Raw genomic sequence first — 15,588 nt, forward strand, 5'->3', positions numbered from 1 at the left:
CTATGTCCACCTCCCCCTTCGTCGTGCTGCCCAGCTCCCACGCCCGCGCACACGACATCTTCCCCGACGCCCACGAACTCGCCTCGCTCCTCCGCGAGCAGATCCGCGGCGAGGTCCGCTTCGACCCCGCCTCCAAAGCTCTCTACTCCACCGACGCCTCCAACTACCGCCACATCCCCATCGGCGTCGTCATCCCCCGCGACGAAGCCGACGTCATCGCCACCGTCGCCCTCTGTCACCGATTCGACGCGCCCATCCTCACGCGCGGAGCAGGCACCTCCCTCGCAGGCCAAGGCTGCAACGCCGCCGTCATCCTAGACTTCTCCAAATACATGAACGGCATGGGCGAGATCGACGTCAAAAATCGCACTGTTCAAGTCCAGCCCGGCATCGTGCTCGACCGCGTCCGCGATGCCGCCGAAAAGTTCAACCTCACCTTCGCCCCCGACCCCGCCACTCACAGCCGCTGCACCATCGGCGGCATGATCGGCAACAACTCCTGTGGCGTCCACGGCCTCCTCGGCGGCAAAACCGTCGACAACATCGCATCTCTCGATCTCCTCCTCTACGACGGCACCCGCCTCACCGTAGGCCCCACCACCGAAGCCGAACTCGCCACACATATCGCAGCAGGCGGCCGCGTCGGCGAGATCTACGCAACGCTAAAATCCCTCCGCGACACCTACGCAACCCAGGTCCGCGAGAAGTTCCCCAACATTCCCCGCCGCGTCTCCGGCTTCAACCTCGACGAGCTCCTCCCCGAAAACTCTTTCAACGTAGCCCGAGCCTTAGTCGGCAGCGAAGGCACCTGCGCCATCATCCTCGGCGCAACCTTGCAGCTCGTCCAATCACCACCCTGCCGCACCCTCGTTGGCGTTGGCTTTACCGACATCTTCCTTGGCGCCGACCACGTCCCGCAGATCCTCGAACACAAACCCATCGGCTTCGAAGGCATGGACGGCCTCCTCCTCGACGCCATGCGCCGCAAACAGAAGTTCGCCGAAGAGCTCAAGCTCCTGCCAGATGGCAATGGCTTCCTCATCGTAGAATTCGGCGCCGACACCCAGGCCGAATCGAACGCCAAAGCACGCGCTCTCGTCGCCTATCTCAAAACTCTTCCCGCGCAACCATCCACCCGCATCTACACCTCCGCCGAAGCAAAAAACGTCTGGCGCATCCGCGAGTCCGCCCTCGGCGCCACCGCCTTCATCCCCGGCGTCGGCACCGGCTGGGAGGGATGGGAAGACGCCGCCGTCGATCCCCATCAACTCGGCAGCTATCTCCGCGCCATCTTCGCGCTCATGAACGAATACGGCTATCGCAGCCCCATGTACGGTCACTTCGGCCAGGGCTGCGTCCACATGCGCCACAACTTCGACCTCGAAACCGAAGCAGGCATCCTCAAATTCCGCGAGTTCATGGACCAAGCCACCGACATTGCCTTAGCTCACGGTGGCTCTCTCTCCGGCGAACACGGCGACGGCCAGGCCCGCGGCGCTCTCCTCCCCAAAATGTTCGGCGAAGAGTTGATGCAGGCCTTCCGCACCTTCAAGCGCCTCTTCGATCCCACCAACCGCCTCAACCCCAACAAGCTCATCGACGCCCACGAGCCCCACGAAGACCTCCGCCTCGGCGCCGACTACAACCCCTGGACTCCGAAGACCCACTTCGCCTACGCAGAAAATAACGGCTCCTTCGCCGATGCCAATCTCCGCTGCGTCGGCGTAGGAGCCTGCCGCAAAACCGACGCCGGCACCATGTGTCCCAGCTTCATGGCCACCGGCGAAGAGCTCCACTCCACCCGAGGCCGCGCCCATCTCCTGTGGGAACTCATGCAGGGCGAAGTCCTCCCCGATCAATGGAAAAATAAACAGGTCAAAGAGTCCCTCGACCTCTGCCTCGCCTGCAAAGCCTGCAAGTCCGAGTGCCCCGTCTCGGTCGACATGGCCACTTACAAATCCGAGTTCCTCGCCCACCACTACGAAGGTGAGTCCCGCCCACTCTCCCACTACGCCTTCGGCCGCATCGACGCCTTCGCGCGCCTCGCCTCCTACGCCCCGCACCTCGTCAACACCATCAACCACACGCCCCTCATCAGCGCCGCCATAAAAAAAATCCTCCACATCCACCCAAACCGCAGCTTCCCGCGCTTCTCCAAACCCTTCACCCCCGATCGCCGCCTCGCCCGCGACCCTCAACGCCGCCGCGATCGCCGCATCCCACTCCCCACCGAAGCCCCCGAGGTCTTCCTCTGGGCCGACACCTTCAACAACTACTTTCACCCCGCCGCCATGCGCGCCGCCCACAACGTCCTCACCACTGCCGGCTTCCGCGTCACGCTCCCCACGCAACATCTCTGCTGCGGCCGCCCCCTCTACGACTTCGGCATGCTCGACACCGCCAAAGACTATCTCCTCAAAACTCTCAACGCCCTCACTGCGCAGCTCCAAGCCGGCACTCCCATCGTCGTCCTCGAACCCTCCTGTGCCTCCGTCTTCCGCGACGAGCTCACCAACCTCCTCCCGAACGATCCCCGCGCGCAAAAACTCCGCGACCAGACCTTCCTCCTCAGCGAGTTCCTCGTCAAACGCGCCCCGCATTACAGACCGCCGCAACTGAACGAGAAGATCCTCGTCCACGGTCACTGCCACCACCGCGCCACCATGGGCATGCACGATGAGATCGCGCTCCTCCGCCTCACCGGAGCCGAGGTCGAACTCCTCGACTCCGGCTGCTGCGGCATGGCCGGCCCCTTCGGCTTCGAAAAAGACAAGTACACCGTCTCGCAAACATTAGCCAACCGCGTCCTTCTCCCCGCCGTCCGCAACAAAGCCGCCAACACCATCCTCGTCACCGACGGCTTCAGCTGCGCCGAACAAGTCACTCAAAACACCAACACAAAACCAATGCACCTGGCCGAAGTACTCGCCCGCTCAAAATCCGACTAGGAGATGTGCACCAGCCTAAGCCGTATCCGACAGCAGAAGTCCTCTCGCACGCAGAACAGACATAAAATCCTCGTGGCTCAAATAGAAGACAACCTTCAACCCGTCGTCCGACTGGTGCACCACAAACGTCGATCGCAAAATTACTTCTTCCTTACGCCCGCTTCCTCGATCAACCTGCACCAGCCACTGAGTTTTTAGCAGAGCGTAACGATCATCAAGCCTCGTCTGTTCCACCGATGCCAACGTAGTAATGCTGCTCCCCAGGCTCTCAAATAGCCGCTTCCGTTGTGGAATCGCCACTAGCAACGCCGAAGACGGCACTGCGCGAACGCCGCCTGGATCAGCCATCATAAAGACATCCGCAAACTGCTCCACAGTCTCTTCAGCCCTCCCAACGTTGGCGTTAACCTCATACCGCTTGAGGAAGTCTTCTATCTCTCTATCGAAGTTTTCCATTCCAGGCTCCTTAGATATTCGATTAGTCCCTCTGTCGGGTTCACGAAAAAAGTGACCTTTAGTATTATATCACTTTTTCTGTTACAAATCAAGTAAATCCCCCAAAAGACCCAGAATCACACACGCCGAGCGCGCCTCAGCATACAATTTCCCCCATGCCGCCCCTCGTCAAAGACAACGGCAAAGTTCCCCGAACCCGCGCCTTCCTCGTACTTCTTCTTCTCCTGTACGTCTTAGGTCGGATCCTCCAGCTTTATGCGGACAGAGTTCCCACTTTCCTCATCGTCGCCCTCCAAGTGCTCCCTCCGGCGGCATTCGCCCTGCTTCACGGAAGCCTCCTCTATCGTCTCCGCGGCATCCTGGTCTTCACAGCACTCTGTCTCGGGAGCGGAACGTTCTTTGAAAGCCTGAGCCTCAGAACCGGCTTCCCCTTCGGCCACTACTACTTCACCGATCTCATGGGACCCAAAGTCTTTCAGCTCCCCATTCTCCTGGCCCTCGCCTATCTCGGCATGGGCTATCTGTCATGGATCCTCGCTCTTGCCATCCTCGGCCACAAAACCGAACAGCCGCGAGGCCTCCGCCTCATTCTTCTCCCATTGATTGCAAGCTGCATCATGGTGGCATGGGATCTCTCCATGGACCCCATCTGGGCCAACATCGATCGCGCCTGGGTCTGGCAGCAGGGAGGCGCCTACTTCGGTGTGCCGATCAGCAACTTCCTCGGCTGGTTTCTCACAACCTACGTCTTCTATCAGGCCTTCGCTCTCTCTCTGCGTAGCCGGACCGCATTGCCCCTCACACCCCAGCTCTGGCGTCTCGCGATCTTCTTCTACGTTGCATCCGCCGCCGGAAACATCCTGCTTGCTGCCCAACCTTCAACTGTCGTCGCCGTTACCGATCCTTCGGGGAGACAGTGGTTGTTCGCAGACATCCTCCACGCAACTGTTCTTGTCTCCCTCTTCCTCATGGGAACCCTCGCTCTGCTCGCCTGGCTACGCCTTCCCCATCCTGATCTCGCCAAGATGCCAAACCCGCGTCTCTTCGAATAAAATCTCCGCTATAGAGTCGTAGCACCGAGGTCTAAGTGACCATGGACAAAAGACCGCGGCAGGCGAACCCAAAGAGAAGGGAACCATTAGCTTCCCACCGAAACAAATTCGCCGCTATCGCTCTCCTGTTCGTGCTTGCTGCAACCAGCAGCAGCGCGCAATCGCAAACCGAAACAACTTCATCGTCACAATCTTCAACAACTGCGACCCTCCCCACTCCCACCCTGCGCGTCTACACCAATCTCAAGCAAGTCCCCGTCCTCGTCCTCTCTCGCGACTACGCGCGAATGAAGCCGATCGACCCATCCGGCTTCCGCATCAGCCTCGACTCAGGGCCTCTGTTTCGCCCGACCTACGTACGCCGCGAGGGCGATGACCCAATCTCCCTTGCAATCCTCATCGACGCAAGCAAACCCGACAACGAGCTGCTGCCGTCGCTCATCAGAGCCATCGCCGCGCTCCCGCCCGATTTCCTCCATCCCCAGGATCGCGTCTCGGTCTACGCCATTGATTGCACCTTGATCCGCACAATCTACGACACCGGGGCAAATCCAGCGGCACTCGCAGACGGGGTTCAAAGAGCCATGGCGCCATGGCAGATTCGTCAAACGCAAAACGAAGAGCTGAAGAAAGAGAAGGAGATCCCTCCGCCACCCTGCAGAATCGGCCTGCCGTTATGGGACTCCATGGAAGAGGTGCTCAAAGACCTCGACCAGCAACCAGGCAGACGCGTACTTCTTGCTATCACCGATGGCGAAGACACCGGCAGCAAGACCCTCTGGAAAGACGTCATGTTGCATGCACAGATCCGCTCCGAGACTGTCTTTGGTCTACTGCCCACCATAATGACCGTCTCCAAGCTTGAAACGCCAACGGAAACAAAAGAGACCCGTCACATAGAATCGCCCTCCTTCGGAGGTCCCGAGGACAAGTTCGAACAGATATGCGTCAACACCGGTGGGATCGAGTTACAGGCCAGCGAGCACACCACCATCTTCCGGCTCAAGGAGTTCACGCAGATGTTGCGGGAGCGCTACATCCTTGAGTACCCGCGTGGGCCAAACGAAGAGCCGGGCCTTCACACAATCACGGTGTCGTACAGAAAGAAGAGCAATCTCTATATCGCGACCACCGGAATCACAGTTCCGGTTGCCAGCGAAGACGAAAAAGAAAGCATGAAAACCATGCAGGCCGACCCGTCGCGAACGCCCCCGGTAGGTACGCGGAAGGCGCTTCCAAAGCCCTGATCTCGAAATGCTATGCTTGGCACGACCGCTTCTGCGTGGAGAAGAAACTGATGTTGCGGCAACTACTTTCGTTCGGCGCGTTAGGCGTCTTCCTGCTGCAGACTCCCTCCGGCGCATCCCAAACAACATCCCAAACAACATCCCAAACAACATCCCGGCTGCAACGGATGCTTGTGACCGACACAGCAACCACCCACGACACTCCCAGCCCCCATCCCCTCACCTGGTGGACCCAAAATCCGCTCCGTCTCGACGAGGGCCGTTCCCTGCTCTTTGGAATCAAAGCAGCGGATGGTCACATCATCAGCGCCCGCGACTACCGCTTCGAGCAGAAGGTGACCACCCTCGGTACAATCTCGGGCCACCGGATCGTCGAGGTCATCACGACCATTCATGATCAACCCAGTCTGGTCCTGCCGAAGTTTCCCGACAGCGAACCCTCGCAGCCGTCAGAAGATGTACCGCCCACGCAATGGAAGAGTCTTCTCGTAGAAACGGATGCGTCGGACCACTACGTTGAGATCTACCGACTGCAAGCTGAATACGGCACCTATCTATCAATGACCTCCGCCACAATTCTGGGAACGGGCGAGGACGCCATCCTGCGCACCTTCGACCCAGCCAATGGAAATGGCGGCGGTTGCAGCGAAGGTTATTGGTGGTTCGATAAGAGCGGAGCCCATGACGTGGATTTTTCTCCCTTGGATCGGGCAATCGCCAGCGTTCAACCCCCGGCCACGACCGCCTGGCCTCATTGCTGGGCATTAGCCTCGAATACCGATGAGGCCAGGGTAGGAGTCCAACGCACCGACGCAAAGTGCCACGCCTGCGATTGGCTCGGAGAGATCGTCGCCACCTACCAGTTCAAGCAGGGTCAAGCGACTCCCACCTCCATACACTTTGTGCCCACACCGGAGCAGTAGAGCCGCGATCCAACGGTCCATCACCGTCTAACCGGTTAAAATAGTTGTCAAGCCCCTGAAACGCGAAAACCCGCGCCAATCCAGCACATTCGCGTGGCGTATCAGTTCCCCTCCAACCGCTATAATGGAACAAGACTCCGAACAAGCCCTCGCCGTAAGAGGGCTTTTTCTATTGCCACCCCGTAACCCCTTTGCTTGGACGAATTTGGACGTAAGCCCTTTGTTATGACGATTTTGCAGATCATGGTCGCGCGTAAGCTACTGATTCAAAGGAATTTACACGAGGCATATAGGGGGGGTACCCCCCCCACTCGGCAACTTGCCACTCTTGACCCAAACCATCTACGCTAGCCCACGAGAACAATCCAGACAAACCATGACGATCAGAAAAGAAGTCGAAGCCATCCTCGCGCACCTCGGAGTCCCCGCCACCAACGGCAACCTCACCGTCCGCACCCCCATCACCGGCGAGATCATCGCCCAGATACCCACCATCACCCCCGAAACCGCCAACAAGGCCATCGCCCAGGCCCACGCCGCCTACCTCGAATGGCGCAACGTCCCCGCCCCCAGGCGCGGCGAACTCATCCGCATCCTCGGCGAAGAGCTCCGCACCAACCTCGAACCCCTCGGCCGCCTCGTCACCATCGAAACCGGCAAGCTCCTCTCCGAAGGCCACGGCGAAGTCCAGGAGATGATCGACATCTGCACTTACGCCGCCGGCCTCTCCCGCCAGCTCGCCGGACTCACCGTCCCCTCCGAGCGCTCCAAGCACCGCATGATGGAGACTTGGCACCCCCTCGGAGTCGTCGGCATCATCTCCGCCTTCAACTTCCCCGTCGCCGTCTGGAGCTGGAACGCAGCCCTGGCCCTGGTCGCGGGCGATGCCGTCGTCTGGAAACCCAGCGAAAAAACTCCCCTCACCGCCCTCGCCACCCAGGCCATCTTCGAGCGAGCCGCAAAGAAGTTCGGCGGCGTCCCCCCAGGCCTCGCAACTCTGCTCATCGGCGACGCAAAGGTGGGCGAGCAACTCGTCGACAGCCCTCTCATCCCTCTGGTCTCCGCCACCGGATCGACCGCCATGGGCCGCGCCGTAGCCCCAAAGCTCGCCGCACGCTTCGCCCGCGCCATCCTCGAACTCGGCGGCAACAACGCAGCCATCGTCGCCCCCACCGCCGACCTCGACCTCACCCTCCGCGCCATCGCCTTCTCGGCCATGGGCACCGCAGGCCAGCGCTGCACCACCCTCCGCCGCCTCATCGTCCACGCCGATGTCTACGACAAGCTCATCCCACAACTAAAGAAGGTCTATGGCTCCGTCGTCATCGGCGACCCCGGCGCACAAGGCACCCTCGTCGGCCCACTCATCGACGAACGCTCCTACAACGCCATGCAGAAGTCTCTCGAAGAAGCCCGCACCACTGGAGCCGCCGTCACCGGAGGAGAACGAATCCCCACCGCAAACGACGAGGCCTTCTACGTCCGCCCCGCCCTCGTCGAGATCGGCTCTCAAACAGATACCGTTAAGCGCGAGACCTTCGCTCCAATCCTCTACGTCCTCAAATACTCCGACTTCGCCGACGCCCTCGCCCTCCACAACGACGTCCCCCAGGGCCTCTCTTCGTCCATCTTCACCATGAACCTTCGCGAAGCCGAACTCTTCCTCTCCGCCACCGGCTCCGACTGCGGCATCGCCAACGTCAACATAGGAACCTCTGGCGCAGAGATCGGTGGAGCCTTCGGCGGCGAAAAAGAAACCGGCGGCGGACGCGAGTCCGGCTCCGACGCATGGAAGCAGTACATGCGCCGCGCCACCAACACCATCAACTACGGCACCGACCTGCCTCTCGCACAAGGAGTCAGCTTCGACATCAACTAGATGCAGTCAAACGAGGCCGATTTAGGCCGCAAGCCCCAGCGTCGAGTTGACCGTAGCCAGCGCGGCCTTCTCTTCATCGGAGACCAGAGTCCCGCCGAAGCCAAGAAATCCGCCTTCCTTGGTCGCCTCTGCGGTCGCCTTCGCAACTCCGGCAAGCCACTGCTTCACCTCAGTCGCTTCTTCCGGCGTAGCTTTCTGCGCCAGAAGATCCGACGTCCGCTTCAGGATCTCGGTAGCCGCACCCTGCACCTGTGCAGGAGTAGCTCCCGCCGGAGTTCTCGGAATCGACATCTTCTGCGTCAGGTCTGAGGCAAGATCCTTCAGCAGCGGCGTCTGAGCCGTCGCCGCAGCGGTCAAAATCATCTTGCCCGCAGCAGTCGACTCCTGAACGAGGCCGATCGGTCCGCTCGGGCTAGCCGCTACAACCAGAATGCTCGCCATAAACGGTGAGGAACGCAGGAGGTCCCACTCATCAACGCTGAAATCAGCTCGTGTGCTCATAAGTCCAGCCTTCCGCCCCATCGCATCGCGTGCATCGCAGACGAGGACTCTTGGGATTCGGACAGCAAAAAGATTGGCCCACCAATCACTGCCGGAATTCGAGGCTATCGAGCCAACTCCGCCCTGTCAATCGAAGCACCATGAATTTTCAAGAGAACACAGGCCTCAGTCCACACCGAGACCTGTACGATGACTCCGAAGAGAGGACTGAAAAAATCAAATGAATCGAAGCAAGCGACTAGCAGCGATCTGCACCATTCTCTTCACCTGCACACTGACCATCCAGGCCCAAACCGCACCGATTCGTCCCAGGATACTCGGCATCTCGCACGTCGGCTTCTTCGTCTCCGATCTACCCAGAGCCCTTGTATTCTGGTCTGTGCTCCTCGGCTACGAGGTGTCCACTGAGGACAAGAACCCAGATGGCTCTCTCACGGACGTCATTCTCAAGATCAACAATCTCCAGTTCGTCGAGCTCCTGAACCTGCAGCCCCCCGCAGGCTCCGGCCGTCTGGGTCACATCGCCTTCACCGTCTCCAGCGCCAAACAGATGCACCGATACCTCGTCTCCCGGCGCGTCCAAGTCATTACTCCGGTTCTCAAAAATGTAATAACCGGCGACCTCACTCTGACGATCAAGGATCCCGACGGCAATCTGGTCGAATTCGACGAGCCGCAACCAGACGGTCTCGAAGCTCGCACTGTCGGCAAGTTTCTTCCCGCCACACGCATCTCCGACTCCGTCTATCACCTGGGCTTTCTCGTCGGCAACAGCGAGAAGTCCATCAAGTTCTACGGCGATCTACTCGGCTTCCACGAGTTCTGGCGCGGCAGCTCCAACGGCACGCAACTAAGTTGGATCGACATGCAGGTGCCCGACGGCAAAGACTACGTGGAGTTCATGCTCTATCGCGATCTTCCGCCACCCGACAAGCGCGGCGGCCAAGAGCACATCTCTCTCCTCGTTCCCGACGTGGCAAAGTCCATCACCACGCTCGAAGCCCGCCCCACATTCCAAACCTACGGCAAGCCTCTCACCCAACACACAGGCGTCAACGGCAAACGCCAGGTCAACCTATTCGACCCTGACGGAACCCGCGTCGAACTCATGGAATCCGAAACAGCAAACGGCAAGCCGGTCCCACCGTCCACCGCTCCGCCACCCAACTAAACAAGAAATGGCTGCAGCGGAACATTCCGCTACAGCCATTCGTTTCCAAAAAACTACTTCGCAGCAGCACTCTTTCCTGCCAGCCGCCCATCCATATCAGCCAGCACAAACGTTGTCACTGCCAACATCGCAGCATTCTTCCGAAACTCCTTCGGATCCACCTTATCGAGCGTATCCGCATCCGTATGGTGCCAGTCGAAGTAGTGCAGATCCTCCGTCCGCGGAGCCAGGGCAGGCACTCCATCATCCGTCAGCGGCTCGATATCCGATCCACCCCCGCCCGGCAGCACCCGATCCGCCCCAATCGGCCCCAGCAGCGAAGCGATATCCTGCAACGCGGCAAACGACTGCTGCTGATCCGGCGGCAGTTTGTTCAGATCAAACGGCGCCGCACCCGGCATCATCGACTCGAACCCGCCGTACCCCATCCCCAGCGGCTTCTCCGCTCCTTCGTCCATCTCGATCGCCGCCACCTGATCCTTAATCTTCTCGCCGATCATCTTGCGATAAGCTGCGCCGCCCGCTCCGCCATTTTCTTCATTCACCCAAAACACCAACCGGATCGTCCGCTTCGGCTTCAGTCCCAGCTTGTGAATCAGCGTCACTGCCTGAAACGCTCCCATGATTCCGGATCCATCGTCCTGCGCTCCTTGCCCAACGTCCCACGAATCGATATGCCCACCAATCACCACCACCTGCTCAGGATGTTCGCTTCCCACAATCTCGCCGATCACATTCCCAGCCTTCACATCCGCTTCCATATGCGCATCCATCTGCAGATGCACCTTCACCGGCCCTTCCTTGCATAACCGCTCGATCATCAGCGCATCTTCCACCGAGATCGCAGCCGCAGGAATCTTCGGCACCTTCTCGTCATACCGTAGCGCCCCCGTGTGCGGTGTCTGCATCGCCAGCCCCGTCGCCGAACGCACCAGCACTCCAACGGCTCCCTTCGCCGCAGCCTTCGAAGGCCCCAACCCGCGATACATCACATTGAACCCATAACCATGCCATCCCGGGTTGAACACCACGATCTTCCCCTTCACCTGGTCCGGCGACATAGCATCGAGCGCCGCAAAGCTAGGCACAAACACCACCTCCGCCGTAATCCCTTCCTTCGGTGTACCCACGCTCATCCCCAGCCCCAGCATATGCAGCGGCTTTGTCACCGGAGCGACAATCGCACCCGACTCGCCCCCCCTTACCCAATGCGGCACCATCACCGGCTGCACCGTCACATTCTGCAACCCAGCCTTCCGCATCAACTCCGCACCCCACTCCACCGCAGTGTTCAACTGCGGCGACCCGCTCAGCCTCTTGCCGATGTGGTCGCACAAGTAGGTCAGCGCAACATACCCATCGTCATCGGTCTCAGACGCCTTCAGAATTCGATCCGCATCTGCCTTATATTTCGCAGCCAGCGGCCCCGCAAAAGCCGGCATCGAAACCGGCGGCGGCGTATCTGGTGCGCCCATCTGCGCCAACCCAGTCTGACCAAACAACAACGCAGCCCCCACACCAAAAGCGGCAATACTTCTCATGCAAATCTCCTTTTCGCTGGACCGGATGCATTGACCATAAAACCTCGCCTCTCCAAACACAAGGAATGAACAAATCCATGCGCGACGATGCTTCCCTCGCAACCTCCCACGCCGTCATCCTCGCCCTCGGCTTCTCAGGTAGCATCTCAATAACGAGCGCATGATCAACTTCCACCGAACGCCCCTACGACTCCTCTCCTTCTGTCTCACCTGCACGCTGACCGCGACCGTTCCCTTCGCTCGATCCCAGACCCTCGCCAGACCCGGCTGGGTAGGCTCTGGCATGACGACCGATCTCTGGTGGAAGCGCGCCATCATCTACGAGGTGAACCCCGCCGACTTCAACCCCATCGGCAGCAGCGGCATCCACGGCGTCACCGAGCGTCTCGACTACATTCACTCCCTCGGCACCGACGCCATTCTCCTCACCCCGCTCCAACCCGACGCCACCCACGCACAGGAGATCGCCCCAAACCTCGGCACCCTGGACGATTTCGATGATCTTCTCCGAGAAGCCAGCAGCCGCCATCTCCGCGTCCTTCTCGATCTCGACCCCGCGATCCCCGCCGCCGACCTGCCCAGCGTCGCACGTTTCTGGCTCAACCGAGGCATCGCCGGCTTCCACGTCTCCGGTACCAATGACGCTGCCCGCACCCAGGCCGCAACCCTTCGCACCGCGAACGCCAGTTACCTCGGCCAGCGAATCCTCATCGCCGACGCCGATCCGAACCTGCCCCCGGCCTCTCAACCTCAGCCGCAGCCGGAACCAGCCACACGCGGCCGCCACCATGCGCACGCCCGCTCTCAGCGCAAATCAACCACAGGCGCCCCAGCCACTACCTTCACTACGCTGGACACACAACTCCCGCAGCTCCTTCTCGACAACCGCCTCGGCGCCATCACAAGCCTCAGCGCAACCGCCATCCGCCCCGTCATCGAACGTCTCCAGGACATCCAACAAACCGGACACAGCCTGCCTCTGCTCGCCACCGACGGCCCCACCTTCAGGCGCAGCATGAGCCGCTACGCCGACGGCAAGCACGATCTCGCCATTGCCAAGCTCCTCGCCACCCTGCTCTTCACCACTCGCGCCGAATCGCTTATCTACTACGGCCAGGAGCTGGGCGTGCGCTCGTCATCTGCATCAGCCGCGACGACTCCGCTCATCATTTGGGATGCCCCACCATCGCCCGCAAAGGGCCAGCTCATTTCCGCACCCGAAGCCTCAGCCCAAGACGCCGCACCAAACGCCGCTCTTGAGGATGCCAACCCCAACTCTCTCCTGAACTGGTACCGTCAGCTCAGCGCACTCCATCATGGCAACGCCACTTTGGCCTCGGGCGCCAGCATCACCATCAACCACGACGACCAGAACGTTCTCGTCCTCGTCCGCAAACCAAAAGTCGTCTCCGCCGGCTCCCCTGTTCTGGTCCTGCTCTTCAACCTCACCGCGCAGCCCGTCCGGCTCTCGCTCAAGGCTGACATCACGAAACTTGGCCTCCGCGGCAGCTTCCTCCGCACCATCCTGCGCTCAGACGAGGGCATGGGCACAATGCATCTCGACGAGATGACACTTGCGCCTTACTGCGCCTACATAGGCGAACTACGCTACTAGAGGGTCGTAATGCTGACGTTCCCGTCATTCGCGTGAATGCTGAACGGAACGCCGCCACTATTCAAATGTCCATGCAGATGGTGCCCGCCTGACTCTCCGCTGTTATAGTGATCCATCGTAAGCGGAAGCGTGCAATCAAGATGTCCATCGCCGGTGGCCACATCCACGTCCGCAGAGAGAGCCTGCGGCAACCGGATAGAGACCTGCCCGTCCGAGCTCTTAATCCGTGACGCCCCTGTAAGCTGCGAACCCGGAGCAAGGGTAAAGTCGAGATTGCCATCTTTGGTCTCGAGCTGAACCGTCGAGAACTGTCCATCGATCTTCATACTGCCGTCGGAACCTCGCGCATCAAGCGTACCAACGGCGTTATGCAGATCAACGCTGCCATCGGAAGACACAAGATGTACATCTCCCTTGATGTCATTTAGGGCCACCGACCCATCGCCCGCATGCACCTGAACACTTCCAACCAGATTGCTCGCCGCAAGATTGCCATCAGCCACCCTGGCATCAAGATCGAGCTTCGTTGGCGTCTCCACGCTCACCTTTGTTCTTCGGTTTTCACTCCACAGGATATGCACGCCCATATGCGGCTTCTCTTTGAACGTGAAGAAGACATGATCTCCCTCCTGACGCTCCTCAAGGTTGTACTCGCTCAACTTCCGATTGGATTCCACATGAATCCTGATCTCCTTGCACTCTCCGCAGGAGTGAATCTCAAGACCACTGTCGCCTGTCTCTACCGTGAGCGAAGCATTTCCACCGCTCAACGGAAATACCTTCTGCCAATCGTTGTCTGAGCTTTGGGCAAGCGCAGCCGAAGATGCAAGAGAAAGAGCAACCGCCGCAACCAAAGCGGCAGATCCTGTGGAGCTATTTCCTAAAAACGACATGGTGATCTCCTGTTTGCGAGACTTGGCGAAGGAGGTTACGCAAAAGAAACCCACCAGGTTCCACGATTCCGGATAAATCGACGCGAGCCGCTCGCGCACGCGAACGAAGATCAACGATTATTTCCAGTGCCGTTCAACCTGATCACGCCGGCTCGCCGACCCTGAATTCCGCACCGCGCACCCGTAACGCAGTCTCATAGCCGGCATAGACCCGGTCGAACACCGCGTCCCAGCTACACCCCAACGCATACTGACGTGCCTTCAGCCGCATCTCTTCCAACCGTTGCCGATCTCTCACCAACTCCGCAACCGCGGCCGCAAAATGATCATCGTTCGTTACAAATCCAGTCTCACCATCCCGCACGATAAACTTCGGTCCACCGTCAGGGGTCACCACCGCCGGCACCCCACTCGCCAATGCTTCCAGCACTACATTTCCAAACGTGTCCGTGTGCGATGGGAACACCAGGACATCCATATTCGCGTACGCCTGCGCCAGCGCAGCTCCCCTCAGCACCCCGGCAAATTCCGCATCCGCCAACTCCCGTCGCAGCTCTGCTTCGTCGCTCCCATGCCCGACAATCAAAAACCTCACTCCATCCGCTCCCGCCGCTGCCAGTTCCCTCTGCACCCGCGCCAGCAGCTTCACATTCTTCTCAATCGAAAGCCTCCCCACATACCCCAACACAACAGTCTTCTCATCAGTCTTGCGTGTCCGATGCAACGGCGAAAACAACTCCGTGTCCACCCCACGCTGCATCAGGTAGCAGGGCCTTCCCGTCGCTCTCTCCAACATGCCACATAGCTCTTCATTCGGAGCAAACAGCACCTTCGCCAGTTGATAGAACCGAGAAGCTGCCCACAACGCCCCAGCCTCCACCCCGCGCTCAGTCGTCGCGCCCGCCTGCTCCGTCATTCTTCCCGTCAGCCATCCCATCCTGCGCGCTGCGTACTCATGCACATTCGTATGCCACGACGCAGCCAGCGGAATCCCCATCTCCCACGCAAAGTAAGCGCCAAAGATCCCCAACTCACTCGGCCCAGTGATGTGGATCACATCCGCCCGAAACCGCTCCAACTGCCGTCGAATCGCGCCCCCATGTCGCCAGAACAGCGTATCGAACTCGAGATCCTTCTCCATCCGCACCGACGTGCGACTGCGCCCCAGCTCCAACGTCCTCAGTTCGTCTCGCTGTTCGAAAGCCTCCGACCGCCCTCCCGCACGCACGCAAAGAAACGGCAGACCATGCCGCTCCGCGTAGGCCACAAAGTTGCGACTCGTATGCGCGACGCCGTTCACCTCATGGAAGGAGTCCGGAAAGTAGGCAACACGCGGCACACGCATCGCTCTAGACTACCCCG

12 protein-coding genes are annotated in these 15,588 nt (G+C 59.9%); 7 read left to right on the forward strand and 5 right to left on the reverse strand.

What is annotated here, in order from left to right; genetic code table 11:
- Nucleotides 1-2 precede the first annotated feature (2 nt).
- Nucleotides 3-2,948 carry an FAD-binding and (Fe-S)-binding domain-containing protein gene (locus RBB76_RS08770; RefSeq protein ID WP_429627800.1) on the forward strand — a complete coding sequence of 982 codons (2,946 nt, stop codon included), beginning with the start codon at nucleotides 3-5 and terminating at the stop codon, nucleotides 2,946-2,948.
- Between the two features lie 15 nt (nucleotides 2,949-2,963).
- Here the strand turns inward: RBB76_RS08770 and RBB76_RS08775 are convergent, their stop codons facing one another.
- Entirely contained in the window at nucleotides 2,964-3,404 is a 441-nt protein-coding gene (locus tag RBB76_RS08775; RefSeq protein WP_429627799.1) for a hypothetical protein, read from the reverse strand.
- A 155-nt stretch (nucleotides 3,405-3,559) separates the two neighbouring features.
- Here RBB76_RS08775 and RBB76_RS08780 point away from each other — a divergent pair, with 155 nt between their 5' ends.
- The 4 genes from RBB76_RS08780 to amaB all read left to right on the forward strand — a co-directional run bounded on the left by RBB76_RS08780 (nucleotide 3,560) and on the right by amaB (nucleotide 8,505).
- A complete protein-coding gene (locus RBB76_RS08780; protein WP_429627798.1) occupies nucleotides 3,560-4,456 on the forward strand; it encodes a carotenoid biosynthesis protein in 897 nt (298 codons plus the stop codon).
- A 41-nt stretch (nucleotides 4,457-4,497) separates the two neighbouring features.
- Nucleotides 4,498-5,703, forward strand: a complete 1,206-nt coding sequence (locus RBB76_RS08785) for a hypothetical protein (RefSeq protein ID WP_429627797.1) — start codon at nucleotides 4,498-4,500, stop codon at nucleotides 5,701-5,703.
- 50 nt (nucleotides 5,704-5,753) lie between these two features.
- Nucleotides 5,754-6,626 (forward strand): hypothetical protein, encoded by an 873-nt coding sequence (locus tag RBB76_RS08790; RefSeq protein ID WP_429627796.1) that lies wholly within the window; start codon nucleotides 5,754-5,756, stop codon nucleotides 6,624-6,626.
- A gap of 376 nt (nucleotides 6,627-7,002) precedes the next feature.
- Complete coding sequence (gene amaB / locus RBB76_RS08795) at nucleotides 7,003-8,505, forward strand: L-piperidine-6-carboxylate dehydrogenase (protein WP_429627795.1); 1,503 nt, start codon at nucleotides 7,003-7,005, stop codon at nucleotides 8,503-8,505.
- Between the two features lie 21 nt (nucleotides 8,506-8,526).
- Here the strand turns inward: amaB and RBB76_RS08800 are convergent, their stop codons facing one another.
- Nucleotides 8,527-9,006 (reverse strand): hypothetical protein, encoded by a 480-nt coding sequence (locus tag RBB76_RS08800; RefSeq protein WP_429627794.1) that lies wholly within the window; start codon nucleotides 9,004-9,006, stop codon nucleotides 8,527-8,529.
- A 220-nt stretch (nucleotides 9,007-9,226) separates the two neighbouring features.
- On the opposite strand from RBB76_RS08800, the gene RBB76_RS08805 reads away from it, so the two are divergent.
- Nucleotides 9,227-10,177, forward strand: a complete 951-nt coding sequence (locus RBB76_RS08805) for a VOC family protein (protein ID WP_429627793.1) — start codon at nucleotides 9,227-9,229, stop codon at nucleotides 10,175-10,177.
- Between the two features lie 53 nt (nucleotides 10,178-10,230).
- Here RBB76_RS08805 and RBB76_RS08810 read toward each other — a convergent pair whose 3' ends face one another.
- Entirely contained in the window at nucleotides 10,231-11,718 is a 1,488-nt protein-coding gene (locus RBB76_RS08810) for a M20/M25/M40 family metallo-hydrolase (RefSeq protein ID WP_429627792.1), read from the reverse strand.
- Nucleotides 11,719-11,878: 160 nt separating this feature from the next.
- Here RBB76_RS08810 and RBB76_RS08815 point away from each other — a divergent pair, with 160 nt between their 5' ends.
- A complete protein-coding gene (locus RBB76_RS08815; protein WP_429627791.1) occupies nucleotides 11,879-13,333 on the forward strand; it encodes an alpha-amylase family glycosyl hydrolase in 1,455 nt (484 codons plus the stop codon).
- Here the strand turns inward: RBB76_RS08815 and RBB76_RS08820 are convergent.
- A complete protein-coding gene (locus RBB76_RS08820; RefSeq protein ID WP_429627790.1) occupies nucleotides 13,330-14,226 on the reverse strand; it encodes a DUF4097 family beta strand repeat-containing protein in 897 nt (298 codons plus the stop codon). The two genes, RBB76_RS08815 and RBB76_RS08820, sit on opposite strands and share 4 nt — an antisense overlap.
- Before the next feature lie 142 nt (nucleotides 14,227-14,368).
- Entirely contained in the window at nucleotides 14,369-15,571 is a 1,203-nt protein-coding gene (locus tag RBB76_RS08825) for a glycosyltransferase (protein WP_429627789.1), read from the reverse strand.
- Between the last annotated feature and the right edge of the window lie 17 nt (nucleotides 15,572-15,588).

This window comes from Tunturiibacter psychrotolerans, from assembly GCF_051013365.1.
GTDB classification, from domain to species: domain Bacteria; phylum Acidobacteriota; class Terriglobia; order Terriglobales; family Acidobacteriaceae; genus Edaphobacter; species Edaphobacter psychrotolerans_A.